The sequence below is a fragment of the Polynucleobacter necessarius genome (genome assembly GCF_900096765.1).
Lineage (GTDB): Bacteria > Pseudomonadota > Gammaproteobacteria > Burkholderiales > Burkholderiaceae > Polynucleobacter > Polynucleobacter necessarius_F.
The window spans coordinates 1,653,035-1,679,080 of sequence record NZ_LT615228.1; the positions used below are offsets into that span (position 1 = coordinate 1,653,035).

The 26,046-nt window shown below is 45.2% G+C and carries 24 protein-coding genes; 17 read left to right on the forward strand and 7 right to left on the reverse strand.

Translation table 11 applies throughout. The features are described from left to right. Positions 1-7 precede the first annotated feature (7 nt). Genes DXE33_RS08660 through rpe form a run of 3 tightly spaced genes read right to left on the reverse strand, consistent with a single transcriptional unit; the run spans position 8 to position 2,788 of the window. Entirely contained in the window at positions 8-574 is a 567-nt protein-coding gene (locus DXE33_RS08660) for an anthranilate synthase component II (RefSeq protein WP_114639510.1), read from the reverse strand. Then, positions 558-2,063 carry an anthranilate synthase component I gene (gene trpE / locus DXE33_RS08665; RefSeq protein ID WP_114639511.1) on the reverse strand — a complete coding sequence of 502 codons (1,506 nt, stop codon included), beginning with the start codon at positions 2,061-2,063 and terminating at the stop codon, positions 558-560. Before trpE ends, DXE33_RS08660 begins: the two co-directional genes overlap by 17 nt. Then, on the reverse strand, positions 2,063-2,788 hold the full coding sequence (gene rpe, locus DXE33_RS08670) for a ribulose-phosphate 3-epimerase (protein WP_114639512.1): 726 nt from the start codon (positions 2,786-2,788) through the stop codon (positions 2,063-2,065). The genes trpE and rpe overlap by 1 nt, the downstream gene beginning before the upstream one ends. Positions 2,789-2,837: 49 nt before the next feature. Between rpe and apaG the strand changes: the two genes are divergently transcribed. From apaG to DXE33_RS08685, 3 genes are all read left to right on the forward strand, one after another. Next, positions 2,838-3,212 carry a Co2+/Mg2+ efflux protein ApaG gene (gene apaG / locus DXE33_RS08675; protein WP_114639513.1) on the forward strand — a complete coding sequence of 125 codons (375 nt, stop codon included), beginning with the start codon at positions 2,838-2,840 and terminating at the stop codon, positions 3,210-3,212. 283 nt (positions 3,213-3,495) lie between these two features. Continuing rightward, the gene (mltA, locus tag DXE33_RS08680) at positions 3,496-4,473 is read left to right on the forward strand and encodes a murein transglycosylase A (protein ID WP_231970449.1); all 978 of its coding nucleotides are present in this window, start codon (positions 3,496-3,498) and stop codon (positions 4,471-4,473) included. A gap of 24 nt (positions 4,474-4,497) precedes the next feature. After that, positions 4,498-5,274, forward strand: coding sequence for an enoyl-CoA hydratase (locus tag DXE33_RS08685; protein WP_114639515.1), 777 nt, complete (start codon positions 4,498-4,500; stop codon positions 5,272-5,274). A gap of 22 nt (positions 5,275-5,296) precedes the next feature. Here DXE33_RS08685 and DXE33_RS08690 read toward each other — a convergent pair whose 3' ends face one another. Genes DXE33_RS08690 through bioA form a run of 4 tightly spaced genes read right to left on the reverse strand, consistent with a single transcriptional unit; the run spans position 5,297 to position 9,838 of the window. Then, positions 5,297-6,487: a M20 aminoacylase family protein gene (locus DXE33_RS08690; RefSeq protein ID WP_114639516.1), complete on the reverse strand. Its 1,191-nt coding sequence runs from the start codon at positions 6,485-6,487 to the stop codon at positions 5,297-5,299. Positions 6,488-6,546: 59 nt separating this feature from the next. Continuing rightward, positions 6,547-7,266, reverse strand: coding sequence for a dethiobiotin synthase (bioD, locus tag DXE33_RS08695; protein WP_231970450.1), 720 nt, complete (start codon positions 7,264-7,266; stop codon positions 6,547-6,549). After that, positions 7,263-8,495, reverse strand: a complete 1,233-nt coding sequence (locus tag DXE33_RS08700) for an aminotransferase class I/II-fold pyridoxal phosphate-dependent enzyme (RefSeq protein WP_114639517.1) — start codon at positions 8,493-8,495, stop codon at positions 7,263-7,265. Before DXE33_RS08700 ends, bioD begins: the two co-directional genes overlap by 4 nt. After that, on the reverse strand, positions 8,492-9,838 hold the full coding sequence (gene bioA, locus DXE33_RS08705) for an adenosylmethionine--8-amino-7-oxononanoate transaminase (protein WP_231970451.1): 1,347 nt from the start codon (positions 9,836-9,838) through the stop codon (positions 8,492-8,494). The genes DXE33_RS08700 and bioA overlap by 4 nt, the downstream gene beginning before the upstream one ends. Before the next feature lie 89 nt (positions 9,839-9,927). On the opposite strand from bioA, the gene bioB reads away from it, so the two are divergent. From bioB to DXE33_RS08780, 14 genes are all read left to right on the forward strand, one after another. Then, on the forward strand, positions 9,928-10,965 hold the full coding sequence (gene bioB / locus DXE33_RS08710) for a biotin synthase BioB (RefSeq protein WP_114639519.1): 1,038 nt from the start codon (positions 9,928-9,930) through the stop codon (positions 10,963-10,965). 12 nt (positions 10,966-10,977) lie between these two features. After that, a complete protein-coding gene (coq7, locus tag DXE33_RS08715; protein ID WP_114639520.1) occupies positions 10,978-11,607 on the forward strand; it encodes a 2-polyprenyl-3-methyl-6-methoxy-1,4-benzoquinone monooxygenase in 630 nt (209 codons plus the stop codon). 307 nt (positions 11,608-11,914) lie between these two features. Continuing rightward, complete coding sequence (gene mraZ, locus DXE33_RS08720) at positions 11,915-12,343, forward strand: division/cell wall cluster transcriptional repressor MraZ (protein ID WP_114639784.1); 429 nt, start codon at positions 11,915-11,917, stop codon at positions 12,341-12,343. 12 nt (positions 12,344-12,355) lie between these two features. Further along, complete coding sequence (gene rsmH / locus DXE33_RS08725) at positions 12,356-13,306, forward strand: 16S rRNA (cytosine(1402)-N(4))-methyltransferase RsmH (protein WP_114639521.1); 951 nt, start codon at positions 12,356-12,358, stop codon at positions 13,304-13,306. After that, positions 13,303-13,569 (forward strand): cell division protein FtsL, encoded by a 267-nt coding sequence (gene ftsL, locus DXE33_RS08730; RefSeq protein WP_114639522.1) that lies wholly within the window; start codon positions 13,303-13,305, stop codon positions 13,567-13,569. The genes rsmH and ftsL overlap by 4 nt, the downstream gene beginning before the upstream one ends. Before the next feature lie 117 nt (positions 13,570-13,686). Beyond that, positions 13,687-15,459, forward strand: coding sequence for a peptidoglycan D,D-transpeptidase FtsI family protein (locus DXE33_RS08740; RefSeq protein WP_114639523.1), 1,773 nt, complete (start codon positions 13,687-13,689; stop codon positions 15,457-15,459). A gap of 2 nt (positions 15,460-15,461) precedes the next feature. After that, positions 15,462-17,003 (forward strand): UDP-N-acetylmuramoyl-L-alanyl-D-glutamate--2,6-diaminopimelate ligase, encoded by a 1,542-nt coding sequence (locus tag DXE33_RS08745; protein ID WP_231970452.1) that lies wholly within the window; start codon positions 15,462-15,464, stop codon positions 17,001-17,003. Further along, the gene (locus DXE33_RS08750) at positions 17,003-18,445 is read left to right on the forward strand and encodes a UDP-N-acetylmuramoyl-tripeptide--D-alanyl-D-alanine ligase (protein WP_114639525.1); all 1,443 of its coding nucleotides are present in this window, start codon (positions 17,003-17,005) and stop codon (positions 18,443-18,445) included. The genes DXE33_RS08745 and DXE33_RS08750 overlap by 1 nt, the downstream gene beginning before the upstream one ends. Then, the gene (mraY, locus tag DXE33_RS08755) at positions 18,436-19,605 is read left to right on the forward strand and encodes a phospho-N-acetylmuramoyl-pentapeptide-transferase (RefSeq protein ID WP_114639526.1); all 1,170 of its coding nucleotides are present in this window, start codon (positions 18,436-18,438) and stop codon (positions 19,603-19,605) included. Before DXE33_RS08750 ends, mraY begins: the two co-directional genes overlap by 10 nt. Positions 19,606-19,619: 14 nt before the next feature. Continuing rightward, positions 19,620-21,242, forward strand: a complete 1,623-nt coding sequence (gene murD, locus DXE33_RS08760; RefSeq protein ID WP_114639527.1) for a UDP-N-acetylmuramoyl-L-alanine--D-glutamate ligase — start codon at positions 19,620-19,622, stop codon at positions 21,240-21,242. Beyond that, a complete protein-coding gene (ftsW, locus tag DXE33_RS08765; protein WP_114639528.1) occupies positions 21,239-22,510 on the forward strand; it encodes a putative lipid II flippase FtsW in 1,272 nt (423 codons plus the stop codon). Before murD ends, ftsW begins: the two co-directional genes overlap by 4 nt. Beyond that, entirely contained in the window at positions 22,507-23,580 is a 1,074-nt protein-coding gene (gene murG, locus DXE33_RS08770; protein ID WP_114639529.1) for an undecaprenyldiphospho-muramoylpentapeptide beta-N-acetylglucosaminyltransferase, read from the forward strand. The genes ftsW and murG overlap by 4 nt, the downstream gene beginning before the upstream one ends. After that, positions 23,577-25,013, forward strand: a complete 1,437-nt coding sequence (gene murC, locus DXE33_RS08775; protein ID WP_114639530.1) for a UDP-N-acetylmuramate--L-alanine ligase — start codon at positions 23,577-23,579, stop codon at positions 25,011-25,013. The genes murG and murC overlap by 4 nt, the downstream gene beginning before the upstream one ends. Beyond that, positions 25,006-26,013: a D-alanine--D-alanine ligase gene (locus DXE33_RS08780; protein ID WP_114639531.1), complete on the forward strand. Its 1,008-nt coding sequence runs from the start codon at positions 25,006-25,008 to the stop codon at positions 26,011-26,013. Before murC ends, DXE33_RS08780 begins: the two co-directional genes overlap by 8 nt. Positions 26,014-26,046: the final 33 nt, after the last annotated feature.

Consider the following 26,046-nt stretch of genomic DNA (forward strand, 5'->3'; position numbering starts at 1 on the left):
GGATTGTTTAATTGTTGAGTAAAAAATTCTTGAGTAAAGCGTGACCATGCTCGGACAAAATGGATTCAGGATGGAACTGCACCCCTTCTACCTTGAGATCGCGATGACGAACACCCATAATTTCGCCATCTGAGGATGTAGCGGTGACTTCTAACACTGCAGGCAAAGAAGTCTGCTCAATTGCTAGCGAGTGGTAACGAGTTACCTTGAATGGATCAGGTAAATTTTTAAATACACCTACCCCAGTATGGTGAATGCTATCGGTTTTTCCGTGCATCACTTTCTGTGCACGAACCACTTTACCGCCAAAGGCCTCACCAATGGCTTGATGCCCTAGGCACACTCCCAAGATTGGAATTTTTCCTGCGTAGTGTTTGATGGTTGCCACTGAGATACCTGCTTCTGCTGGGCTGCAGGGGCCAGGAGATATACAAATGCGCGCTGGATTTAACTTGGCAATATCTTCAACTGCAATTTCATCATTGCGTAATACTTTGACCTCTTCACCGAGCTCTGCAAAATATTGCACGAGGTTGTAAGTGAATGAATCATAGTTATCAATCATTAGGAGCATTAAGCCCTCCTTGTACTAAATCAGCGGCAGTGAGTACTGCACGTGCCTTTGCTTCAGTCTCTTTCCACTCAGCTGTTGGATCTGAATCTGCAACTACTCCCGCACCTGCCTGAGAGTGCAACATACCGTTACGTATGACGCCGGTACGAATGGCAATGGCCACATCCATATCGCCCGAGAACGAAAGGTATCCCACAGCGCCGCCATAGATGCCGCGCTTCACAATTTCCATTTCATCAATGATTTCCATTGCCCGAATTTTCGGTGCGCCGGATAAGGTTCCTGCTGGGAAGGTGGCACGTAACACATCCATATTGCTCATCTTATCCAAGAGATTGCCCTCAACAGAGCTAACAATGTGTTGAACATGAGAGTATTTCTCAATAGACATGGAATCAGTCACTTTGACTGAGCCAGTTTTTGCAATGCGACCCACATCATTGCGCGCTAGGTCAATTAGCATAACGTGCTCAGCAATTTCTTTGGGGTCTGCTAGTAATTCTTTGGCCAGGCGATCATCTTCTTCTGGACTAACTCCGCGTGGACGTGTGCCAGCAAGTGGGCGAATCGTCACAATTTTTTCGTCAGCACGCTTTTCTTGGCGCACTAGTATTTCAGGGGAAGACCCAACAATTTGTAAGTCCCCAAAATCGTAAAAATACATGTAAGGAGATGGATTTAAAGAGCGCAACGCTCTGTATAGCGCCAAAGGTGAATCGGTGAAGGGCTTGCTAATACGTTGACCGATAACAACCTGCATGCAGTCGCCAGCCAAAATATATTCTTTGGTTTTTCGAACCGCTTCTTCAAAATCAGCCGCTTTAAATTGGCGGATCAATTCGGTTTTTGAACTAGGCAAGAAAGGAGGCGTAGCAACGGGCTTACTCAGGCAAGCCATTAATTCTTTTAAACGTGCCTGCGCTATTTCAAAGCTACCAGTGATGCTTGGGTCGGCACAAACAATGAAGTAGATTTTTCCAGCTACGTTATCAATCACTGCCAACTCTTCAGTAAGCATTAACTGTATGTCTGGCACGCCTAATTCGTCAGGCAAATGATATTTGGCGAGGCGTGACTCGATATAGCGAACTGTATCGTATCCGAAGTAGCCCGCTAGGCCTCCGCAAAAACGTGGCAAGCCTGGTTGGACTGCGACTTTAAAACGTTTGAAATAAGCATCAATAAAATCTAATGGATTGTCCGTGCTGCTCTCAACTACTTTGTCATCAGTCAGCACTTCATTTATTGGTGCTGTTGGGCTTCCTACAGCGCGGATCAGGGTTCTTGCCGGTAAGCCAATAAATGAGAAGCGACCAAAGCGTTCCCCGCCCAAAACTGATTCCAGAAGATAAGTATTTTTTTTGCCAAAGGTTTGGCTTAGCTTGATATATAGGGATAGTGGGGTTTCTAAATCTGCTAACACCTCTTTTACAAGGGGTATCCGATTGAAGCCTTGTTTCGCTAAAGCATTAAATTCTTCGCGCTGCATTAAGCTTTACCCATCTTTCTTAGCTCTGCACGCATCGCCTCAACTACTTCGGTGTAATTGTCTTTACCAAAGATAGCTGAGCCTGCAACGAAAGTATCTGCACCAGCTTGCGCAACTTGTCCAATGTTATCAACCTTAATTCCACCATCAACTTCAAGACGAATGCGACGACCCGTTTCTGCTTCGTAACGATCTAAGCGAGTGCGCACTTGAGTAATTTTTTGCAGAGTACTGGCTATAAATGATTGGCCACCAAAGCCTGGGTTCACTGACATGAGTAACACTAGGTCTAGTAATTCAAGTGTGTGATCTAAGTGATCAAGAGGGGTTGCTGGATTTAATACCAAGCCTGCTTGACAACCCTGATCTCGAATCAAGTTGAGTGTGCGGTTAACGTGCGGGCTTGCTTCAGGATGAAAGCTAATTAAATTGGCGCCAGCTTTTGCAAAATCTGGAACGATACGATCTACTGGTTCAATCGTGAGGTGAACATCAATCATTGCAGGTTTGCCGTTTTTAACTGCGTAAGGGCGAATAGCCTCGCAGACTAAAGGCCCAATAGTGAGATTGGGTACATAGTGGTTATCCATCACGTCAAAGTGAATCCAGTCAGATCCAGCTGCAAGTACGTCCTGAACCTCTTTGCCCAGACAGGCAAAGTCAGCCGACAAAATAGATGGGGCGATAACAAATTCGCTTGGAGATAGTGATTTTTGGCTTTCCATCCCTAGATTCTAGCTTGCAGTTGGCCTTGGGATAGAGCAGAATTCGTGCATGAACCCCCACGAAATCAGTATTACTGTCAAAGCCCAGTATTTACCGGAGCAATCTGACCCTGATAATCGCCAATTCGCCTTTGCCTATACTGTTAGTATTTGCAATTCTGGCACTGCCAGTATTCAGTTGATTGGGCGCCACCGGTTTATTACCGATGGCGATAACGACGTTCAGGAGGTGCGTGGTTTAGGGGTAGTAGGGCAGCAACCCTTACTACGCTCTGGAGAGCATTTTGAGTACACCAGTTGGGCTACTCTGCCAACGCCCGCCGGAACCATGCGGGGAGAGTATTTTTGCGTTACTGAAGATGCACAATTTTTCCAAGCGCAAATCCCTGAATTTGCCCTAGTAATGCCTAGAACTCTGCATTAAGACTGAAGGCGGCTATTTTTTGCCGTTTCCTGTCCAAAGAACAATAAATAACAAAAGTCCCAAAGCGATAGCGCCTTCAACGATAAAAAGCAACATTGGGTATTCATCAAGTAAATTGGCGATCATGATTTCTAAATTTAAATTAATTCAGCTAAGTGTATTCGCAATCGTAATCGCAAGTTTGACTGCGGGATGTTCCACTCCCCCCACACGTGGGACTGGATATAGATCGGGTACACAGGGCTCTGGAGCTAGCCCAACGACTTATAGTTCGCCCATAGCTATGTTTAGTGCGGTTTCATTTCAGGCCTTGCCTGGTTGGCAAGAAGATGACTTGTCACAAGCTTGGCCAGCATGGTTAAAAAGTTGTGATGTGTTGCGTCGAAAAAATACCGAAGTAAATTGGCGGCCAGTTTGCGCACAGGCGGCGAGTGTTTCTGGTCGAGATAATCAGGCCATTCGTCGTTATTTTGAAAATAATTTTCAAGCGTATGAAATTCGTAATACCGCTGGCAATGACACTGGCTTAATCACTGGTTATTACGAGCCATTAATGAATGGTTCTCTGACACGCACTAGTACCTATACTGTGCCACTCTATGCCTATCCAAAAGCCTGGCGCAGATCTAAACCGAGTCCAGCACCTACTCGAGCGGAGCTCATCAGTTCTGGCATGTTGAATGGATCTGAAATTGCATGGGTTCAAGATCCAGTAGCAGCAGCATTTATGCAAATCCAGGGCTCTGGAAAAATTCGCTTAGAAGATGGACGTATTCTTCGTCTTGGTTTTGCAGGAACAAATGACCAGCCATTTAAATCATTTGCCCAGTGGCTGTTAGATCGCAAAGATATTACCCGTAGTGAAGCAACAATGCAGGGAATTTCTCAATGGGCAAAGCGCAATCCTGATCGCGTTGAGTCCATGCTTAATGCAAACCCCCGTTTTGTTTTCTTTAGAGAATTACCTGGTAATGTGGATCCAAGTTTGGGACCGGATGGTGCTCTTGGTGTGCCTTTGACAAATGAACGAAGTATTGCTGTTGATTTGCAAGCCATGCCTTTGGGCGCTCCAGTCTTTTTATCCACTACTAAGGCGGTAACTGGGCAATCTTTGCAAAAATTAGTCATAGCCCAAGACACTGGTAAAGCGATTGTTGGTGGTGTCAGAGCAGATTACTATTGGGGTTCTGGTGAAGCAGCTGGTGAAATGGCTGGTAGGATGAAACAAAACGGCAAGATGTGGTTATTGTTGCCACGTTGATTAAATACTGACAGAGAGAAATTCATGAGCTATAAAACTATTTTGACCGAAGTTGAGGGTAAAGTTGCTACAGTCACTTTAAATCGCCCTGAAGTACTCAATGCTCTCAACGATCAATTGATGGATGAGTTGGGGGCTGCACTTCTTGCATACGATGCAGATGACAATATTGGTTGCATCATCGTAACCGGCAGTGAGAAGGCATTTGCAGCTGGAGCCGATATTGCATCGATGGCCAAGTATGGATTGAAAGATGTATACCGTGGCGATTTTATTTCTCGAAACTGGGAGCATATTCGCAAGGTACGTAAACCAGTGATTGCTGCAGTCTCTGGTTATGCACTTGGCGGTGGCTGCGAATTAGCAATGATGTGTGACACCATCATGGCTGCGGATAATGCAAAATTTGCGCAGCCAGAAATAAAGTTGGGGATTATTCCTGGCGCCGGTGGAACTCAGCGTTTGCCACGTGCAGTATCGAAAGCAAAGGCGATGGATCTAGCCTTGACTGGTCGCATGATGGATGCCGCAGAGGCTGAGCGTTCAGGCTTAGTGTCCCGCATTTTTCCTAAGGAAGATTTATTAAGGGAAGTCAAAGCCGTTGCCAAAGATATCGCTGATATGCCTTTGTTAGTCAGCATGATGGTGAAAGAGAGCATTAATACTGCGTATGAGACAACCCTCTCAGAAGGAATTCATTTTGAGCGTCGTTTATTCCATGCTTGTTTTGGTATGAATGATCAAAAAGAGGGCATGGCGGCGTTTATGGAAAAAAGACCAGCTAAATTTACCAACTCATAGTATTTTTTTAATACAAGAAAAATTACTTGAGGTAGCGCTGAGCTAGGGTTACCCAGTAGCTCGCGCCTACCGGAATAAGGGCATCATTGAAATCATAGGATGGGTTGTGTAGATGACATGGTCCCATGCCGTGACCCACGGAGCGATGATCGCCATCCCCATTTCCTAAAAAAACGTAGCAGCCCGGTTTTTCTAAAAGCATAAAAGCAAAATCTTCAGCGCCCATAGTGGGGTCAATGGAGGTATCTACATTTTGCTTGCCCACAAGATCACTCATGACTTCGCTCGCGAATTGAACTTCATTGGCGTGATTAATGAGTGGCGGATAATTTCTAGTGAAGGTAATTTCAGCCTGACAATCAAAGGCGACAGCTATGCTATGGGCAACCTCTCTCAGTCTTAGTTCGATGAGATCTAACACCTCAAGTGTGAATGTGCGTACAGTTCCACTGATAAAAGCGCTATCTGGAATGACGTTACTGGTTTCGCCAGCATGAAATTGGGTCACAGAGAGAACGGCTGCATCTACTGGTTGTTTATTGCGAGTGATGATGCTTTGGAGTGCTAAAACAACTTGCGCTCCTGCGAAAACCGGATCCGCACTGTTATGTGGAAGCGCCGCATGACCGCCTCTGCCTTGAATGGTGATTTCAAAAGTATTGCTGGAGGCCATCATAGGCCCTTCTGTTACACCGAAATGGCCTTCTGCTAATCCTGGCCAATTATGCAATCCAAATACGGCATCGCAAGGAAATTCTTTAAAGAGACCATCTTTAATCATTTCACGTGCACCTGCGCCACCTTCTTCGGCTGGCTGAAAAATAAAGATGATCGTGCCTTTAAAGTCGCGATGATTGGATAAATATTGAGCCGCACCTAACAGCATGGCTGTGTGACCATCGTGCCCACACGCGTGCATTTTTCCAGGGTTGCGGGAGGTGTGCTCAAATGCATTGTGTTCTTGGAGTGGCAGCGCGTCCATATCAGCACGTAAGCCAATCATTTTTCCGGGGCCCAAATCTCCATCTAGTCGACCAACAACACCCGTTTTGCCCATGCCGCGAAAAACAGAGATACCCCAACTTGATAAAGCCTCTGCAACTAAATCAGATGTACGATTTTCTTCAAAACGCAACTCAGGATGAGCATGAATATTGCGTCGAATATCTTGAATATCGTTTGCGGAATCGACAATTTCAGGGATTAAATGCATCCCTTCATCTTATCCGAAAAATAGTAGGCAGTGCTTGCCCATCGGTTTAGCTAGGATTATTAATCTGGCAATACGATGTGCTGCGCAGCAAATTGCATTGCCTCAATCGAGTATGGCTTGTTGATGGGTTTTTCAATACTTTTTGGAAATGTTGGAATAAGACCTAAAAAAGGTGCTTCAATTCTGGAGCGTAGAGTTTTGATGTTTTCATCTAAATATGACATTTCAGTTGATAAGGTATTGGCAACCCAGCCCGCAATTTTGAGATCTTTATTTTTAATAGCTGCGCAAGTCAGCAGGGCGTGATTAATGCAGCCCAGTTTCATGCCAACCATCAAGATCACTGGTAAATCAATTGCCTTCGCAAAATCACTTAAATCTTCCTTGTGATTGAGGGGAGTAAAAAAGCCTCCAGCACCTTCGCACACAACCCAATCGCATTTAGCTCTGATGCCGTGATAAGCCTCCAGCATAGTGCCAAGTTCCAGATCTATTCCCAAATCTTGAGCTACCAAATGTGGAGCTGCAGGAATGTCTAAAACATAGGGACATAAATTTTCTTCACCTAGCTTAAGGCTGGAAGCAATTCGGAGTGTTTCCAGGTCTTCATTGAATAATTGGCCGTCTAGGCTCGTATAAGTTCCGGCAACAACTGGCTTAAATCCAAGTGTATTCTTATTTAAATGACGTAATTTCAAAATGAGGGCGCCGCTTACTAAAGTTTTGCCAACTTCAGTATCCGTACCGGTAATAAAAAAGCCAAGATGTTTGCGCATCATACAGTTTTTCCAATAACAATTTTCTCAATCGCTTGAAGTGTTTGAATGAGTGCTCGAACATCATCTTCCGAGTGATTCGCAGAAAAAGTGATGCGTAAACGTGCGCTTCCTTGTGGAACGGTGGGTGGACGTATGGTCGGAATCCAATAGCCAGCCTCATCTAGTAGTTTGGCTGCCAGAAGGGCATTGGCGTTGCTACCAAGAATGAGAGGCTGTATTGGTGTGCACGAAGCAATTTTTCCCCATTGAGAAAAATGCATCTCTGTTTGCCAGATATCGATGAGCTTATGAAGCTGCGTGCGACGCTGTTTGCCTTGACCGGATTCGATAATTTCCAAACTTCTAAGGAGTGCATGAGCAATTGCTGGTGGCGTTGCAGTGCTGTAAATATAGGGTCTACCTTTTTGAATGAGCCATTCAATAAATGAGTCTTGGGCACAAATAAATGCACCACTTACACCAGCGGCTTTTCCAAGCGTGCCAACGTAGATGATGCGATCAGAGTAAATACCCTCTTGCTCTAAGATCCCGTGTCCTTTTTTGCCAAGAACACCAAATCCATGTGCATCATCGACGAGAAGAAGGGCGTCAAATTTTTCAGCAATAGCAAGCAAGTCTTTAACTGGTGCGAGATCGCCATCCATGCTAAAAACACCATCTGTCACAATGATTTTGAGAGGGCGATGATCTTTTTTGAGTGCGTCAATCAATGAGCTCAGTTGAGTGTGTTCAAACAAGGTGACCGTAGCACTAGTTTGTGAGCTAGCAAGACGCACGCCATCAATGAGTGAAGCATGATTGAGTTTGGCTGAGTAGATGCTGGCTTGTCCGTTGGGCCCAAGCCTTGTTAAACCAGTGATGGCCGTAATATTGGCGAGATAGCCAGTACTGAAAAATAGAGCGCGTGCATCTGGAATATATTTTGCTTCAAAGTTTGCCAATCTTTTTTCGAGTAACTCATGAGCAATGCTGTGGCCGCTGATTAGATGAGATGCGCCACTTCCAACCCCATATTTTTGGGCACCCAAAGCTAAAGCTTCAGCAATTTGAGGGTGGTTAGCAAGCCCAAGGTAATCATTGCTACAAAAGGCTTGAAGTTGTCTTTGGTCTACTAGTGATTTGGTATCGCATGGTGAGCTTGTGATTCGTAATTTGCGCTTGAGAAGCTGTAAGTCCAAGTCTGCAATTTGGTCTTTTACAAGCTGGAATGCATGAAAGGACTTGTTCATACCAAAACCTTATCAAGCGCACGTGCAATAGACAGACCCATTTGGGCTGATTCGTCTGCGGTCAGAATATAGGGCGGCATAACATAAACTGTATTGCCGATCGGTCTAATTAGCACGCCCTCCTCTAAGCATTTAGCAAACATTTCGCGTGGAAATGATTTTGGGTTTTTTAATGCGGAATTTTTTACATCAAATGCAATGATCATTCCCTGTTGACGCCAATGCTCAATGCGCGAATCCGTTCTTGCCCAAGCAAAAGCATTTGCTAAATCTTTTGCTCGATCAATATTTTTTTCAAGCACTTGTTCTGTTTGGAAAATTTCAAGACAGGCTAGCGCTGCTGCGCATGCTAGTGGATTGCCAGTGTAAGAGTGCGAGTGTAAAAAGCCCTGTTGAGTTTGATCGCTGTAAAACGCTTGATAAATTTTCTCAGTCGTCATGCATAACGATAGGGGTAGATAACCGCCACTAATCCCTTTGGAAAGTGTTAGGAAATCAGGCCAGATATCAGCATGCTCGCACGCAAAGAATTTACCGCTTCGTCCACAACCGACAGCGATTTCATCTGCAATCAGATGAATCTCATAACTATTACAAAGATTTCTTACGAGACGCAGATATTCTGGGGAGTGCATGGCCATTTGACCGGCGCATTGCACTAATGGTTCAACAATAATGGCGGCAATATTGTGATGTTCTTTTTCAAAGAGTTCTGCTAGCTCGGCAGCAGCTTCTTTCGCAACATCTTCAGAACTTTGGCCAGGCTTTGCTTTGCGTGCATCTGGGGACCGAGTGGTAAAAACATCTTGCAACAGCGCCCCATAAGCATCTCTAAAAATAGCAACATCTGTTACAGCCAGCGCACCAAGTGTTTCTCCGTGATAACCGTTTTCAAGACAAACAAATTTTTTCTTATTGGGTTTGCCGCTCAATTGCCAATAGTGGTGGCTCATCTTCAGAGCAATCTCTACAGCAGAGGCCCCATCAGAGGCGAAAAAAACATGCCCTAAGTTTCTTTTTGTGAGTGCGCAGAGTTTTTCAGAGAGCGCTACAACTGGTGGATGAGTAAAGCCAGCGAGCATGACATGCTCAATTTTTTCGAGCTGTTCTGTTATTGCACCATTAATTCTGGGGTTGGAATGACCAAATAAATTGGTCCACCAAGAGCTGATGCAATCGAGCAGCGCCATCCCTTGTTCATCGTATAGCCATGGTCCCTTACCTTTGGTGATGGCGACCAGCGGCATAGATTCGTGATGTTTCATCTGGGTGCAGGGGTGCCATACTGCTGCTAGGCTGCGATCAACGAGTGTGGGTTGATTTGGATCAGAAATAACCTTCATGTTTGATATTTGACCACTAGTTTTTCCAAATACAGGCCTGTATCTGTTATGTTTATGGCTAGAATTCATTTATTTTCTGGAATTTACCCATGTTGGATGCTCAAACTGTAGAAAAACCCCTTACTCACGTCAAATCTAAGGCTGATGTTCTTAAAGAGGTAGATGCGTCCGGCAAGTGGTCAGTAGCTGAGGTCGAGGCACTATTTGCCCTCCCTTTCAATGAGCTTTTGTATAAAGCTCAAGAAACCCACCGCACCCATTTTCCTGAAGGGGATGTGGAGTTAGCAACCCTGCTATCGATTAAAACTGGTGGATGCCCTGAAGATTGTGGTTATTGTCCTCAGGCGGCGCGTTATGACACTGATGTCAAAGCCGAAAAGCTGATGGGTCTCGAAGAGGTTTTAGAGGCTGCGAAAGCCGCTAAAGCAGCTGGCTCAAATCGCTTCTGCATGGGGGCTGCCTGGCGCGAACCAAAGGATCGTGATATCGAAAAAGTCACTGCCATGATTAAAGGCGTAAAAGCTTTGGGTTTGGAGACTTGCGCTACTTTAGGTATGCTTGAAGCAGAGCAAGCAAAGGCATTATCAGATGCCGGCCTTGATTTTTATAATCATAATTTAGATACAAGTGAGGATTTTTATCGCTCAGTAATTTCTACGCGCGGTTACCAAGATCGTTTAGATACGATTTCTCATGTTCGCTCAGCTGGAATGTCTGTCTGTTGCGGTGGCATCGTTGGCATGGGTGAATCTCGTCAGCAGCGAGCTGCCTTCTTAGCTCGCTTAGCAAATTTAAGTCCTTACCCCGAGTCTGTTCCGATCAATCATTTGGTGCCTGTTGCTGGTACGCCATTAGCCGAACAAAAGCCTTTAGATCCACTCGAATTTGTGAGAACTATTGCCGTTGCTCGCATCACTATGCCAAAGGCGCGTGTCCGTCTTTCTGCAGGTCGTCAAGAGCTCGGAAGAGCTGTCCAGGCCATGTGTTTTCAGGCTGGAGCCAATTCCATTTTCTATGGTGAGCAACTACTCACTACTGGCAATCCCGAGGCAGAACAAGACCGTGAGCTCTTGGCCGAGCTTGGTCTCAAGACCAAACAAAGTTGCAAAGCCGAGGTTTTGGTCTAAAGATTTTTTGTGATGTCACCCATAGATCGTTTCATTGCTGAGTTTGATACCGCTCTGCGTTCGGTTGTTGGTGGAGCAAATGCACAGCGACCCACTCCAGGTTCTGGTAGTGCTTCAAATCAAGCTTTAGATTCTGCACAACGTCAGCATGCTGCTGGTTTGATGCGGGTCAATCACGTCGGTGAAGTTTGTGCACAAGCCTTGTATCAATCTCAAAAATTGCTTGCAAGAGACCCTCAAATTCAAAAGATGCTTGAGCATTCAGGCCTAGAAGAAATGGATCATTTGGCATGGTGCGAAATACGTCTGCAAGAGCTTGATTCACATACAAGTTATCTGAACCCATTCTGGTACGCAGGTTCTTTTGCAATTGGATTGCTTGCAGGCTTAGCTGGCGATAAGTGGAGCTTGGGCTTTGTGGCTGAAACTGAAAAGCAAGTTGAGAATCATCTCGAAAGTCATCTTGAAAAATTACCAGAGGAAGATTTTCGTTCGCGAGCCATTGTTGATCAAATGCGAATCGATGAGATTGAGCATGGACAGTCTGCATTGCATGCAGGCGGAAAAGTTCTTCCGGAATCGATTCAAAAAGTAATGCAGGCAATGTCAAAATTCATGACCACAACAGCCTACAAAATCTAAAAAAGGTTCGTGTCCCCTTTTCATGGTTTGCAGCAAATATTGAATTATTTTGACTGGATTATTTTTCATATACTGTATTTAAATACAGTATATTTTTAGATTATCCTGCTCTATAGCTAAGACCTATTCTTAAGTGTATTTTCCAAGCTATTGTTTCAAGTAACTATTTTATTATCACCAATTTATTAACACATGACGCTAAGTGTTTGTAAACACTAGAGAAATTCCCAAAAAATACCCAAAAACACTTGACCCCCTTATTGCGATCCTCTAAAGTGGGAGGAAGTGTGAAAAAGTGGGGAAAATGGTGTTTCAAGGTGCGTCAGCTCTTAATTTAGATGCAAAAGGTCGGATGTCTATTCCGGCAAAGCATCGCGACGCCCTAATAGTGCAGGGTGAGGGCAGAATTACGCTCACCAAGCACCCAGATGGATGCCTCCTGCTATTCCCAAGACCCGAATGGGAAACTTTTAGAGCCAGGGTTGCGCAACTTCCAATGGATGCCCATTGGTGGCGCAGAATTTTTCTTGGTAATGCTGCAGAGGTGGAGCTTGATGGTGCTGGTCGCGTGCTGGTCAGTCCAGAACTGCGTTCGGCTGCAGGAATCGAAAAAGAAGTGATTTTGCTTGGCATGGGAAGTCACTTGGAGTTGTGGGATGCGGCAACTTATGCCGCAAAAGAACAGGCAGCAATTGCGCAAGGCATGCCTGATGCACTCAAGCAATTTAATTTTTAATGACAGGCTGCCATGAACTTATCTCATCGCCCAGTATTACTGGCCGAGGCGGTGACGGCGCTGATCAGTGGTCCGCTCATTCAAAAACAAACAGCAGAAAATCCCATTGTGGTAATCGATGGAACATTTGGGCGCGGTGGTCATACGCGAGCCTTGCTAAAAGAGTTGCCATCATCAGCACGCATGATTTCTTTCGACAAGGATTTGGATGCGATAGCAGTCGCAGAAAAAATCAACGATTCACGTTTAACCATCGTGCACGACAGCTTTGCGCAAATGGATCAGTATGCCCAAGCAGAATCAGTCGATGGGATTTTGTTGGATCTCGGAATCAGCTCTCCGCAGGTGGACGAAGCTCACAGGGGCTTTTCCTTTCGCCGCGAAGGTCCGCTCGATATGCGGATGAATACAGAGCATGGTTTAACAGCTGCACAGTGGTTAGAGCAAGCCCCGTTGGAGGAAATCACGCACGTGATTAAGACGTACGGAGAAGAGCGTTTTGCATTTCAAATCGCAAAAGCCATTGTGGCAAAGCGAGAAGCAGGATCGTGCCCAAAAACCACAATGCAACTTGCTAGCTTAATAGCCAGTGTTGTTCAGACTCGTGAGGTTGGGCAAGACCCAGCCACTCGTACATTTCAGGCTCTGCGTATTTTCATTAATCACGAATTAGAAGACCTAGAGCTTGGGCTGAAAGCTGCGTTGAAATTATTAAAGCCCGGAGCAAGGTTGGCTGTCATTAGCTTCCACTCTCTGGAAGATCGTATTGTTAAGCAATTTTTGCAGTCTCATGCAAGGATTGAAATTCCTCGTGGCTTGCCAGTACGTGAAAAAGATTTGCCCCAAAGTGATCTTGAGATTATTGGTCGTGTTAAGCCAAGCGATCACGAGGTCTCTGAAAATCCACGCGCTCGTTCTGCAATTATGCGTGTCGCAGAAAAACGTATGGAGGCGCAAGCATGAATCGCGCAACTCTAACTCTATTAGCGCTACTGTTGATTTGCGCTTTATCACTGGTTGCTGCCCAACAGCGCGCACGTACACTGTTTATTGCTCAAGAGCGTGCTCAGATTGAGGAGCGTAAGTTAAATCAAGAATGGTTGCGCTTAGAGTATGAGCAACGCAATCTTTCTAAATCGGCGCGGATTCGCGATGTGGCGCGTAATCAATTGCATATGGTGCCGATTACTCCTGAACGTACTCTGTACCTGAAGGAGTCTCAATGAGGCCGGTTGGATTTTCTACAACTCCAAATTTAGTCTTGCGTCTTCCGATGTGGCGCGTAATCAATTGCATATGGTGCCGATTACTCCTGAACGTACTCTGTACCTGAAGGAGTCTCAATGAGGCCGGTTGGATTTTCTACAACTCCAAATTTAGTCTTGCGTCTTCCGATGTGGCGTTCGAGACTAATGCTATTCCTTTTATTTTTCGTATTCATGATGTTGCTCTTAAGGGCTTTTTGGATTCAAGGTCCAGGCAATGCTTTCTATGAGGCGAAAGGTGTCCGTGGAACGCAGCGAGAGCTAGAGCTTCCAGCAAGTCGCGGAAAAATTTTAGATCGTAATGGTCAAGTGATTGCTACCAGTCTTGAGGCAAAATCGGTCATCGCCTATAACGACACAGTGTCAGACGATTTAGCGGCTGACAAGTTGCACAAATTAGCCAGCTTATTGCAAATCAGCGAATCAGAGTTGCGTAAAAAACTCAAGGATGAGCGCAAACAGGTTTTCTTAAAGCGTCAAGTTGATCCAGATGTCGCCCTACAGATTAAGCAATTAGAAATTCCCGGTATTGGCCTGAATAACGAATATCGCCGTTTCTATCCAGAGGGTGAAGCGATGGCTCATGTAGTGGGCTTCACCAATGTGAATGACAAAGGTCAAGAGGGAATGGAGCTTTCTCGTGAAAATGAGCTTGCTGCGCATCCCGGCCAAAGGCGTGTTGTAGTGGATCGTTTGGGTCGTGTCGTTGAGGATGTGGCCATTGAGCAGTTGCCGCAAAATGGAAAAGATCTGCAACTTTCGATTGATAGCAAGATTCAGTATTTGGCGTACAACGCGGTTAAGAGCGCTGTTGAGCAGCACCATGCTAAAGCCGGAGGTACGGTAGTTTTGGATACACAAACTGGTGAAATTCTTGCGCTAGCCAATTATCCAAGCTACAACCCAAATGACCGTAGAAATTTAAGTGGTGAGCAGTTACGCAATCGAGTCTTAACTGACACGTTTGAGCCTGGCTCAACAATGAAGCCATTAACTATTGCTATCGCATTAGAAAAAGGTGCGGTCACTCCAAATACCAATATGGTGATTGGTGCAAAGTATTTAGTAGGCCCCAAGCCGATTACTGATACACATCCTTATAGCAACTTAACCGTTGCTCAGGTCATTCAGAAATCAAGCAATATTGGTACCGCAAAGATTGCGATGAATAATCTCTCACCTGAAGAGATGTGGGATTTTTACACTGCAGTTGGATTAGGTCAGGCTTCCAAAATCGGATTCCCTGGCGCAGTGGCAGGTACAGTACATCCATTTAAAAAATGGATGCCAACTGATCAGGCGCGTATTGCATTTGGTTATGGCATTTCTGCATCACTTTTTCAGGTAGCTCGGGCTTACACCATTTTTGCGCGGGATGGCGAGCTAGTACCACTCACTATTGAGCGTAGCCCTGACGTCAAGCAAGGCACACGAGTTCTTTCAGCAAAAACTGCCATAGAAATGCGTGAAATGATGGAGACGGTTACTGAGCCTGGTGGCACAGCCGTTAAGGCTCAAACTGAAGGGTATCGCGTAGGCGGTAAGACTGGTACGGCTCACAAGTTAGTAGGTAAAGGATATGGAAATTCTTACCGCGCTTACTTTGCTGGCTTAGCCCCAATTAGTGCTCCCCGTATTGTTGTTGCCGTCATGATTGATGAGCCCACTGGTGGTAGTCACTATGGTGGTGATGTGGCAGCACCAGTTTTCTCAACCATTGTTGGCGAAACTTTAAGGACCTTAAACGTAGTTCCCGACAGTAAGTTGAATCAAATGGCTCTAGATGACAAAACTCCTCTAGAGATCCGTACTGCAAATGTACAAACTCAACACGTGGCTTTGAAAAGATGAGGGTGGCTTTGAATATAGAACCCAATCACTTGATTGACCACTTGCACACCTTGGCAAATCCAGCTGCTAAGGTAAGTGCAGATAGTCGCCAGATTGAACCTGGCGATATTTTTTTTGCTTACCCGATTGGACATGGGAACGCCCAACGAGATGGACGCCACTATATTCATGCTGCAATAGAGAATGGTGCAGCAGCCGTAGTATTTGATCCAGAGAATATGGGTGAACAATATTCAGATCATCCTCAGTGTTTTCCAGTTCCTAATCTTGCAAAGAGGGTTGGTGATCTGTGCGCACAATGGTATGGCTATCCTAGCAAGCACATGAACGTGATTGGGGTTACTGGAACCAATGGTAAAACTAGTATTACTCAGTGGTTGGCACAAACGCTCGATCAAGCTGATCATCGTGCGGCTGTAATTGGAACCTTGGGAACAGGATTTCCTGGAAAATTATTTAAAACTGGCTATACAACGCCAGATGCACCAAAACTGCAAACCCAATTCAAAGAGCTGCTTGAAGCGGGGGCTAAGCATGTAGCTATTGAAGTTTCGTCGCATGCCTTGCATCAAGATCGCATTACGGGCACTTGGATTAATTGCGCAGTATTTACAAATCTCACGCAAGATCATTTGGATTACCACGGCAGCATGACTGAATATGCTGAGGCAAAAGCAAAATTATTTAAACAGCAGGGCTTAGAGCACGTAGTTGTTAATTTTGATGATAGCTTCGGTCGCGAATTAGCACTAAATTTGTTAACAAAAGGTGATGTACAAGTTTGGGCTTACTCTTTAAATCAGGATGCTTTTAAGGGATTTGAAAAATTTACTGATCGCTTGCGCTCTGTTTATGCGAGCGGAACAAAATTCAGTAATGCAGGCTATGACTCGGTGTTTTCATATGCCGGATCTACTAATTCACTACATATTCCCTTGTTGGGTGAATTTAACTTAAGTAATGCTATTGCTGTTTGGACGGTGTTGCTGACGCAGGGTCTTAGTGCTGAAGAGGCCAGTAAGCGTGTGAGTCAATTGCATCCAGTCCTTGGCCGAATGGAGTTAATTTCGTTATCTAAAAATGCAAAAGCTGAAGGCCCATTAGCTGTAGTGGATTATGCGCATACTCCAGATGCTCTGCAAAAAACTTTACAAGCACTTCTTCCTATAGCAGCACAACGTGGCGGCAAGCTCTGGTGCGTTTTTGGATGTGGGGGCGACCGAGATAGTGGAAAGCGTTCGCAGATGGGGGCAGTAGCAGAGAGTTTTGCTGATCAAATTATTATTACCAGTGATAACCCAAGATCAGAGGATCCTCAGGTAATCATGTCGATGATTCGTGATGGCATGGATCCCTCATCTACTAAGGTCCAGGTAATTACCGATAGAGCTTCCGCTATTTTGGCTGCGGTAAGACATGCCGGGACGCAGGATATTGTCCTGGTGGCTGGCAAGGGTCATGAGACAACGCAAGAAATCGCTGGCAAGAAATTTGATTTTTCTGATCAAGAACACATTCGCTTGGCAGCAGGGGGAATGGCTTAATGACCCCCATGACAACACTTGCTCAAGTATGTGCCATGCTACCTACAAGTAGTTTGGTGAATATTTCTATGGAGGCCGCAAAGGAAGTTTCCATTACAAGAGTTGGTACCGATAGTCGTCAGATAGACACGGGGGAGTTATTTGTTGCCTTAGTTGGTGAGCGATTTGATGCACATGATTTTTTATCGGATGTAACTTATTCAGGTGCAAGTGCAGCTTTAGTCAGTAACATTAGTAAATGTCCAAAAGATTTTCCTGCAGTTTGTGTGGACGATACAAGAACTAGTTTAGGTGAGTTAGCAAAAACCTGGCGTAGGCAATTTGACATACCGCTTGCAGTAGTAACTGGTAGCAATGGCAAGACAACAGTAAAAGAAATGATCGCTGGGATATTTAAGGCGGCAGTAGGCGAAGGTCATGCCTTAGTTACTCAAGGCAATTTAAATAATGACATTGGTTTACCGCTAACTGTATTAAAGCTACGCTCGAGCGATCATCTTGCTGTAGTTGAGCTGGGCATGAATCATCCGGGTGAAACAGCAATATTGGCAGATATTGCAAAACCAACTATTGCATTAATTAATAATGCCCAACGTGAGCACCAAGAGTTTATGGCAACAGTATCTGCGGTTGCGCAAGAACATGCAGATGTGATTCGCGCCTTGCCACAAGAGGGCATTGCTGTATTCCCAGCAGATTCAGAATTCACACCTGTTTGGCGTGAAGCCGCTGCTAAACGTGTTGTGATGGATTTTGCTTTAGCCTCTGAGAAAAATAATGTGGCTGCTTCAGTAAAGGGCCAATTATTAAGTAATGGATGCGTAGAACTATCGACAGATAGCGGCTCTATAGAAATTAAGCTCAATACTTTAGGCAGTCATAACGTTCGCAATGCGCTGGCTGCTAGCGCAGTTGGCTTAGCTGCGGGCATCAGTTTAGAAAAAATTAAACAGGGCCTGGAATCATTTACTCCGGTGAATGGTCGCATGCAGTCTAAAAATATCACCTCCAATTACACACTCATTGATGACAGCTATAACGCAAATCCTGATTCAGTCAGGGCGGCAATTGATGCATTAAAGCAATCTGGAAATATTTCTTGGCTCATTCTGGGAGATATGGGTGAGGTTGGCAATCAGGGCCCTGAGTTCCATCGTGAAGTGGGTGCATATGCTGCCGAGCAAGGCGTTGCTAAATTATTTGCATTAGGCGAGCAATGCCAATTTGCAATTCATGGTTTCGATGACGCAAATAAAGCGAATTCTGTGCAGGCGATTCATTTTTCGGATATGGATAGCTTGATTGCGCAGTTACGCAATGCCGTATATGCCCAGTCAACTTGCAGCAATCAGCATCTCAATATTTTAGTTAAAGGTTCACGTTTTATGCGCATGGAGCGTGTGGTGCAAGCCTTATTAGAGGAGGCTAAAACATGCTCTTAATTTTGGCTCAGTGGTTGCAAGAAGATTTTGGATTCTTCCGAGTTTTCAACTACATCACCTTTAGAGCGGTGATGGCAACGGTAACCGCATTACTAATTGGTTTAGCCGCTGGTCCTTGGGTGATTCGTAAGTTATCAGAATTAAAGATGGGGCAGGCTGTTCGTACAGATGGGCCGCAAACTCACCTGGTGAAATCTGGAACGCCTACGATGGGTGGTGTATTGATTTTGATTGGTATTTTTGTCTCTTGCATGTTGTGGGCTGATTTAAGTAATCGCTTTATCTGGATTGTGATGATCGTGACATTTGGATTTGGAGCGGTAGGTTGGGTTGATGACTATCGGAAGGTAGTTCGCAAAGATCCCAAAGGTATGGCTTCAAGAGAGAAATTCTTTTGGCAAACCTTGATTGGATTGTTTGCTGCGATTTATTTGGCCTTCTCTGTTTCTGAGGTTAATAACCTCAAGGTATTGCAATTATTTTATGAATGGCTTAAGAGTGGATTTGCATTAGATCTGCCAGCAAAGACAAACTTACTGCTGCCATTTATGAAAGAGGTGAGCTACCCCTTGGGAATGATGGGCTTCATCATTTTGAGTTACTTAGTCATTGTGGGAAGTAGTAATGCTGTAAACCTAACTGATGGACTTGATGGCCTGGTCATCATGCCGGTCATTTTGGTAGGTGCTGCATTGGGTGCATTTGCCTATGTCATGGGTAATGCTATTTATGCCAAATATCTATTATCTCCCTACATTCCTGGGGCTGGTGAACTCATGATCTTCTGTGGTGCGATGGGTGGTGCCGGGTTGGCATTCCTTTGGTACAACACCCACCCTGCACAAGTGTTTATGGGTGATGTCGGTGCGCTCGCTTTAGGTGGCGCTCTTGGAACGATTGCTGTGATTGTTCGTCAAGAAATTGTGCTGTTTGTGATGGGTGGAATCTTTGTTGCTGAAACTGTTTCAGTCATGATGCAGGTCGTTTGGTTTAAGTTCACCAAAAAGCATTTCGGAGAAGGACGCCGCATTTTCCGTATGGCGCCTTTACATCACCATTTTGAATTGGGTGGTTGGAAAGAGACGCAAGTGGTTGTGCGCTTTTGGATTATCACCATCTTATTGGTATTGATTGGTTTGTCTAGCTTGAAATTACGGTGAGCCAAAGAATAAATATGCGTAATTTAGAAAACACTTTCGCCAATCCAGATGCAGTAGCTAATCCTGGCTATCAGGCCCCGCATCGCTTTTTGATTATGGGTCTGGGTGAGTCTGGTGTTGCCATGGTCAAATGGTGCTTGCGCAATGGCGCTGCAGTCCGTTTGGTCGATACCCGTGATCAATCTAAATTTACTGAGCGTCAATTAGCGTGGCTTGAAGAGTTACGTGTTGCAGGACTGAGCGATATTCAGTTTGGGCCCTTAGAAGATGAATTGCTAACTGATATTGATGTTATCGGAATTAGCCCTGGTTTATCACCAATTCAAGAGCCAACCGAATCATTCTTGATTAAAGCGCGCAAGGCACGCATTGATGTTTGGAGCGAAATCGAATTTTTTGCCCGCGCTATTGCAGCATTAAGTCGCATGGCTCAGGCAACTGAATCAAGCTATGCATCTACAGTGCTCGCGGTTACTGGTACTAATGGCAAAACTACTACAACTGCTTTAACGGGCCAATTATGCGAGCGTGCTGGCAAGAAGGTGGCGGTTGCTGGAAATATTAGTCCAGCTGCACTGGATAAATTGATGAGCTGTCTTGATGGCGCTGATCAAATTGAAGATATGCCAGAGATCTGGGTATTAGAGCTATCAAGCTTCCAGTTGGTACACACCTATTCATTAAATGCAACTGCTGCTGCGGTGCTGAATATTACGCAAGACCATTTAGATTGGCATGGCGATATGTCTGCCTATGCACAAGCAAAATCTCAAATATTTGGTTCTAATACGATTTGCATCCTTAATCGCGATGATGCCTTGGTGGTGAATCTCATTCCCGAAGATCAAAAAGTGGATAGATCTATTGTGACCTTTGGGTCAAGTAGGCCAGATGAGCAGGGTGCTTTTGGTATAGAGCATGATTTACGCGCCGGTGGGATTGATTGGCTGGTATGGGCTGAATTAGCTGAAGAGCTTGACTCAACATCTAAGCGCCGCCGTAAGTCTGCCGTGATTGAGGAGTCTGAGCCACTACGATTAAAGCGTTTGATTCCGGCTGATGCGCTTCGTATTCGTGGTCGTCACAATGCCTTGAATGCCCTGGCTGCTTTGGCTTTAGCGCGTTCCGCCGATTTGCCAATGAATGTGTTGTTACACGGTTTACGTGATTACCATGGTGAGCCACATCGAGTACAGAGTATCGCTATTCATAATGATGTGGAGTATGTAGACGACAGCAAGGGTACTAATGTTGGCGCAACAGTTGCAGCACTAAATGGGCTGGGAAGTAATGAGGCTGATAAGCGAATTTGGCTGATCGCTGGAGGCGATGGTAAAGGTCAAGATTTCAGCCCACTTCGCGAGCCAGCTTTGCGCTTTGTAAAGGGTGTTTTTTTAATCGGCAAAGATGGAGAAAAAATTGCTGAAGTGATCGGAAAAGATATTCCATGCACTATCAGTGGTGATTTGCCTTCAGCAGTTCAGGCTGCGGCTGCTCAAGCGGTTTCTGGCGATTTAGTTTTGCTCTCGCCAGCGTGTGCCAGCTTAGATCAGTTCCATGACTACAAAGAGCGCGCTCAAGTATTTACGTCTGAAGTTGAAGAACTGGGAATGCGCTTCGAAGGGGTTCGGGTATGAATTTAAAAGAAAAAATATTCCCGGAAAACAGCTTAGGGTTAGACCGCTTCTGGAATTTCTCTAGAGGAGGCATTGATAATTTCCGAAGTGGTTTAAGAGATGCCGTTACTGGAGTCGAACAAACGCGCTCGCGAATGATGGAATACGACCAATTATTGGTTTGGGCAGTGCTGTCTTTGGCTTTAATTGGTTTGGTGATGGTGTATTCCGCATCTATTACTTTGGCTGATGGTCCAAAGTACGCTAATTACAGCAGCAACTTTTTCTTAATACGCCATTTGATTTCTCTGGCAATTGCAATTGTCGTGGGCATTTGGGCATTTAAGATTCCCACTAAAGTTTGGGATCGTTATTCGCCGGTGGTCTTTGGCTTTGCAGTTCTATTGCTCATCGCCGTGTTGATTCCTGGTATTGGCAAGGGAGTGAACGGTGCAAAACGTTGGATCCCTCTGGGCTTGATGAACTTTCAGCCATCTGAGCTAATGAAATTTGCTGCAGTGATCTTTGCAGCAAGTTATACGGTTCAGCGTCAAGACTACTTGCACTCATTTGCAAAAGGAATGTTGCCAATGGGTATCGCAGTTGCACTAGTAGGCGGTCTCTTAATGAAAGAGCCTGATATGGGCGCGTTTGTAGTGGTTGCCTTAATTGCATTTGGCATTTTGTTTTTAGGCGGTATCAATGCAAAATTATTTGGAGGCTTGATCGCAGTTGGATTGCTTAGTGGAGCTGCGATGATTGCTCTCTCTCCATTCCGTCGCGGCCGGATGTTAGCTTTTATGGATCCTTGGCAAGTAGATAACGCTGCAAATAAGGGTTACCAACTTACTCATTCATTAATGGCCTTTGGTCGCGGCGAATGGTTTGGCACCGGCTTAGGTGGGAGTGTCGAGAAGCTTCATTACCTACCTGAAGCACATACTGACTTCATCATGGCGGTGATCGGTGAAGAGCTTGGCTTTGTTGGTGTAGTGGTGATGATCTTCTTGTTCTATTGGATCGTACGTCGTGCCTTCATGATTGGCCGTACTGCACTTCAGTTGGATCGAAGCTTTGCTGGTCTTGCTGCAAAAGGTGTGGCGCTTTGGATCGGCTGGCAGGCCTTTATCAACATGGGTGTGAACTTAGGTTTGTTGCCAACAAAAGGTTTAACTTTGCCTTTAGTAAGCTATGGCGGCTCTGGCATTTTGATGAATGCAGTTGCTGTTGCAATGTTGCTTCGAATTGATTACGAAAATCGTATTTTGATGCGCGGAGGGAAGTTGTGACAAAACCCTCAATTTTGGTGATGGCTGGTGGTACTGGCGGGCATATTTTCCCAGGGCTTGCTGTTGCTGAATATTTGCGGATCTGCAGTTGGAATGTCTCTTGGTTGGGCAACCAAAATGGTATGGAATATCGATTGGTTAAAGCTTGTGATTTTCCATTTGAGTCAGTCGAGTTTGGCGGACTGCGTGGAAAAGGAATCAAAGCTAAGCTCATGCTGCCGGTAAATTTAGCTCGTGCATGTTTCCAGAGCTGGAGGATTATGCGTCGCTTAAAACCTAGCGTTGTTCTTGGTATGGGTGGGTACATTACATTCCCAGGCGGTTTAGTGACAAAGTTATTAAAACGTCCACTGGTCTTGCATGAATCTAATTCTGTGGCTGGTAGCGCGAATCGTGCCTTAGCGAAGATTGCGATGCGCACACTGACTGGCTTTCCAGATACGATGGAAAAAGCAGAGTGGGTTGGTAACCCTATACGTCAAGAGTTTGAGGTAATGAAGTCGCCTGCACTTCGCTATGAAGAACGTCAGGGCCCGCTCTCTATTTTGGTTGTTGGTGGCAGCTTGGGTGCAGCAGCACTTAACGAAAATATACCCGCAGCCTTAGCCCTCATCCCCATTAATGAACGTCCTAAAGTCATACATCAAGCAGGTGAAAAACACTTAGCTGATTTAGAGCGGCGCTATGCTGATTTAGGGGTACAGGCTGATATTCGTCCTTTTATTGACGATATGCCAACAGCATATGCTCAGGCAGATTTAGTAATTTGCCGTTCTGGCGCTATGACTATTTCAGAGTTAGCGGCGTGTGGTGTTGCCTCTTGCCTGATTCCGTTCCCTTATGCGATTGATGATCATCAAACGGCAAATGCGAAATTTTTATCGGATGCGAAAGCTGCTGTATTGCTACCTCAGCAATATCTGAATGCTCAGGATCTAGCTTTGCTGATTCAAAATTTTAATCGTGTAGATTTAAAAGAGATGGCTATTCGTGCTCATGCCTTAGCAAAGCCTCATGCTACTCAACGTGTTGCAGAAGTATGCGCAGATTGTGCGGGGGTGGGCGTATGAAGCATATAGTTCAGCAAATTCACTTTATTGGTATTGGTGGTGCCGGTATGAGCGGCATTGCTGAGGTGCTTCTCAACTTGGGATACCAGGTTTCTGGCTCTGATCTTGCTGAAAGTGTTGCTACCAAGCGTCTCAAAGATTTAGGTGCGGTGATTCATATTGGCCATGATGCCAAAAATATTGGTACTGCTGAGGCTGTGGTGATTTCTACTGCGGTCGCTGGAAATAATCCTGAGGTATTAGCTGCTCGAGCAGCAAAAATTCCCGTGATTCAGCGTGCAGTCATGTTGGGCGAGTTAATGCGTTTAAAGCAGGGTATTGCGATTGCTGGAACACACGGCAAGACCACCACCACTAGTTTGGTCGCATCTGTATTGGCGGAAGGTGGGTTGGATCCAACTTTTGTCATTGGCGGCAAGCTCAATTCTGCTGGCGCTAATGCTCGTTTAGGTCGCGGCGATTTTATTGTGGTTGAAGCAGATGAATCCGACGCTTCTTTCCTGCAGTTATTCCCAGCGATGGAGGTGGTTACCAATATTGATGCTGATCATATGGATACCTATCAGCACGATATGGCGAGACTAAAACAGGCATTTGTGCAGTTCATTCAACGAATGCCTTTTTATGGCGTAGCAGTTTTATGTATTGATGATGCCAATGTGAGAGATATTATTCCCTTTGTATCTCAACCTGTATTGCGCTACGGTTTATCTGATGATGCGGATATCCGTGCAAGCAATGTTCGTGCTGATGGAACACGTATGCACTTTATAGTGGAGCGTCGCACTGTTCGTCGCCATGGAAATAAGCCTGGCCCGCTCGATGTAACTCTCAATTTACCTGGCCTACACAATGTTCGCAATGCTTTAGCGGCAATTGGCATCGCAACTGAATTAGGTGTTGGTGACAAGGCCATTGTGAAAGCATTGTCTGGATTTGGCGGTGTTGGCCGACGTTTCCAGCGTTATGGAGACATTCCTCTCGCGGCCGGTGGCAGTTTTACTTTGATTGATGATTATGGTCATCACCCAGTAGAGATGGCTGCTACTTTAGCTGCTGCACGGGGGGCTTTTCCAGATCGGCGTTTTGTTCTCGCATTTCAGCCTCATCGCTTTACAAGAACCCGCGATTGTTTTGGTGAGTTTGTGCAAGTCCTTAGAAACTTTGATGCTCTCGTGTTGACCGAAGTATATCCAGCTGGAGAAGCAAAAATTCCAGGGGCTGATGGCAAGAGTTTGATGAAAGCGGCGATAGCTGAAGACAAGTCAGCAAAGTTTTTGCTTAACTCTAACGCAGTGCTGTTTGCATCAAATGTAGCTGAAATGCAAGAAAAGTTAAGTCAAGTATTAAAAGATGGGGATGTATTGATTACGATGGGCGCTGGTTCCATATCTGCTTTGCCTCACACTTTATCGGAGGCGAATAATGTTTAATCAAAATCTTAGCTTGTGGGGTGATCGTGTAAAAGCTCGATTGGCCAATTTAGATGTGATGTCTCTGGGTCGTGTAGGTGTTTTATTAGGCGGGCGCTCAGGTGAGCGCGAGATTTCATTAATGTCAGGCGATGGTGTTTTGCAAGCACTCCTATCTAAAGGGGTTGATGCACATGGCTTTGATCCAGGTGAACGCGACCCTACTGAATTAGTGGATGAAAAATTCAATCGGGTGTTTATCGCACTGCATGGTCGATATGGAGAGGATGGAACTATTCAAGGATTGCTAGAGATCTTAGGATTGCCTTATACCGGCAGTGGAGTTTTGGCTTCTGCATTAGCGATTGACAAGATTGCGACTAAGCAAATCTGGATTAGCAATGGCTTATCTACTCCTGAGTTCGAGGAGTTAACTGCTACCAGTGATTGGAATGCGGTGGTTAAGCATCTTGGCTTGCCCTTAATTGTTAAACCAGCCCATGAGGGGTCCTCACTTGGTTTAACTAAGGTGAAATCGGTTGAAGAGTTGCCGGCAGCCTATCAACTAGCCGCAGGTTTAGATAGGAAAGTAATTGCAGAAACTTGCATCATTGGTGATGAATTAACTTGCCCGTTGGTTGGCTACGGTGAAGCTGCAGAAGCTTTACCGGTAATAAAAATTATCCCGCCGCAAGCCAATTACGACTTCCACAATAAATATTTTTCTAATGAAACCCGGTACCTATGTCCAACTGATTTAGCTCCCGATGTTAATGAGTGGGTACAAGAGCTCGCTTTGGCTGCATATAAGGCTTTGGGTTGCCGCACCTGGGGTCGTGCAGATCTCATGTTGGATCAAAAGACTGGCAAGCCTTATTTATTGGAGATGAATACATCTCCTGGGATGACCTCACATTCATTGGTGCCTATGGCAGCTAAGGCTGTTGGTGTTGAGTATGCAGAACTAGTGCTTTGGTTATTGAGTCAGACGCTAGAAGAAAAAGAGGGTGTTGCTGTATGAGTTCTTTTATGGACCGGTTCGGTGAAATTTTCA